Source organism: Okeania sp. SIO2B9 (assembly GCF_010672505.1).
Lineage (GTDB): Bacteria > Cyanobacteriota > Cyanobacteriia > Cyanobacteriales > Microcoleaceae > Okeania > Okeania hirsuta.
In genome coordinates this window covers 1-2,248 of sequence record NZ_JAAHGK010001247.1, presented here as the reverse complement: position 1 = coordinate 2,248, position 2,248 = coordinate 1, and the positions used below count along the sequence as shown (strand labels likewise).

Here is a 2,248-nt window from a genome sequence, read left to right as displayed (position 1 = left end):
AAAAAACAAAAATAGATCATCTGGAATCAATGATTTTATGTGCGGTAAATAATAAAAAATTACCATTTAAGACTGTGCTGATGGATAGTTGATATCCAACACAGTTGAGTGCTTTTGAGATTCCAGTTGAAAAACCATCTTTATTTCCATGAGAGTTTATGCTTTTAATTATAGTTAGATTGTTCCCAGAATTATCTGGGAAAAAATAATCTAAACTAAAGCAGCAGAAATAAGTTCATTTGCTATATCAAAATTAGCTGTCACATTCTGCACATCATCAAGATCGTCAAGAGCATCCATTAACTTGAGGAGTGATCGTGCCTGGTCTGATTCTGTCACCTCAACAGTATTACTAGCAATCCATCGAAACTCAACTTCACTCACATCAAAACCTTTACCTCGTAGCATCTGACTAAGATTTTCCAAATTAGTAGTTTCAGTAAATACCTCTGCACCCTGAAAATCTTCTTCAGAAATCATTTCATAATATTCCGCTTCTCCTTCAACAGATGCTTCCAATAATTCATCCTCATCAACAGACCCTGTAATAGTCACCACACCCTTGTGGTTAAACATCCAACTTACGCAACCAGTCTCACCTAAATTACCTCCATTTTTAGTAAATGCACTTCTGAGGTCTGCTGCTGTACGGTTACGATTATCTGTAAGTCCCTCAATCAGAATCGCTATCCCACCTGGCCCATAACCTTCATAACGAATTTCCTCAAGTTCATTACCATCATTGAACTGACCAGAACCTTTAGCGATCGCCCGCTCGATATTATCATTGGGAATACCTGCCACCTTTGCCTTATCTATCGCTGTACGCAACTGAAAATTACCAGCCGGATCAGCCCCACTACGGGCAGCAACAATGATCTGGCGAGAAATTTTAGCGAACACTTTGCCTTTAACGGCATCAACTCTAGCTTTTTGGCGTTTAATATTCGCCCATTTACTGTGTCCTGCCATAAAATCAAATAGCGTAAAAAAAATACATTTTCATCACTAATGTTGATAACTATTCACAGGCATAAAAATCCTGGTACAATAGTTATCAAACTTCTATCGAAATTATATTTTAACGCTTTTTATGGCTTTCCTCAAAACTCAACTATGAGTTAGGCTAAACAAACCTGACATTGGTTTCTATATTATCTAGATGAGAAGTATCCCCACTTAATTCCATGACCCATTGTTGTTTTTCACGAACAATTTTAACTAAACAACAAACAGAGGCTTTGATTTCCATCTTAGCAATTTCACCTACTAATCCTGCAGCAGTGCCAATAACTGAAGCTCCGTGCCCCAGTAATAAAATATTTTCTGTGGGAAACTGTGCCACTAGACCTTGAGAAGTTTCTCCAGTGCGCTTCATACAAGCTTCCCAAGTTTCAGGATATTGGGGAGTGCCTGCATTGTAAGAAAGATCTATTCTTTTGTAAGCTTTGGCCATTATTTCTAGGGATAGAGTTTCTGGCATAGCAGGCATCCATTCTGGATTTAACCATTCACACAAGCCCCAATCTAGTTTAATAGGTAAATCAAGAACTTCTGCTACTTCATTGGCAGTTTGTACGGTTCGCAGAAAGGGAGAGGAAAAAATTTGAGTGATATTTTCCCCAACTAAACGGTTTGCCAGTTGTTTGGCTTGAATGACACCATCATCCGACAGATGAGGATCGTATGGTCTTTCAGCAGTGTTAAACCATTCGGGGTTTACGAAGTCGATGCGGTTTCCGTGCCTTGCTATCCAGACTGTTTGTTGAAACATAGGTTCATCTGTTGCAGATTGCAATTTTAAATATATAGCAATTACAGGGCTACGCGCTAGGAAATAGGGAATAGGGAACAGGGAACAGCAGACTTTCAAAATGTCCTTACAGAGTAGGCAGTAGGAGAATGCTTTGACAACTGTAGTCTATCTATTTGAAAACCCTCTTTGAAATCTTGACTATTGTCACATCACTTTATTACATTTGGCATTCTTTTCAGGACAAAAGTGATATATCTGCTGTGTCTTTACAAAATCTTCATAAAACTGTTCAGTATCTTCATCGGATCTTCACATAAAAAAACTGAAATAGCTGCTAATGTTATAGATGGATAAATTAAGTATTAACTTGTTCGTTAATGATTATTTTATTGGTTTGTGTGTTGTATTAGTTTCAGCCTCTTTCACTTGGGGAAACTTTTTTTTTTTGTTCCCTTAAATTCTTTTTTTTGATCCAGTTCCTTTTATTTTGGT

2 protein-coding genes are annotated in these 2,248 nt (G+C 37.5%); both read right to left on the bottom strand.

Annotation, left to right across the window (positions count from 1 at the left end):
• Positions 1-210 precede the first annotated feature (210 nt).
• The gene (locus F6K13_RS29430) at positions 211-972 is read right to left on the bottom strand and encodes a YebC/PmpR family DNA-binding transcriptional regulator (RefSeq protein ID WP_124143729.1); all 762 of its coding nucleotides are present in this window, start codon (positions 970-972) and stop codon (positions 211-213) included.
• Between the two features lie 154 nt (positions 973-1,126).
• Positions 1,127-1,774, bottom strand: a complete 648-nt coding sequence (locus F6K13_RS29425) for a histidine phosphatase family protein (RefSeq protein ID WP_124154290.1) — start codon at positions 1,772-1,774, stop codon at positions 1,127-1,129.
• Positions 1,775-2,248 lie beyond the last annotated feature (474 nt).

Bases quoted from the DNA above. Each gene is read 5' to 3' on its own strand.
- F6K13_RS29430 (WP_124143729.1), bottom strand. From the start codon at position 972: ATGGCAGGACACAGTAAATGGGCGAATATTAAACGCCAAAAAGCTAGA.
- F6K13_RS29425 (WP_124154290.1), bottom strand. From the start codon at position 1,774: ATGTTTCAACAAACAGTCTGGATAGCAAGGCACGGAAACCGCATCGAC.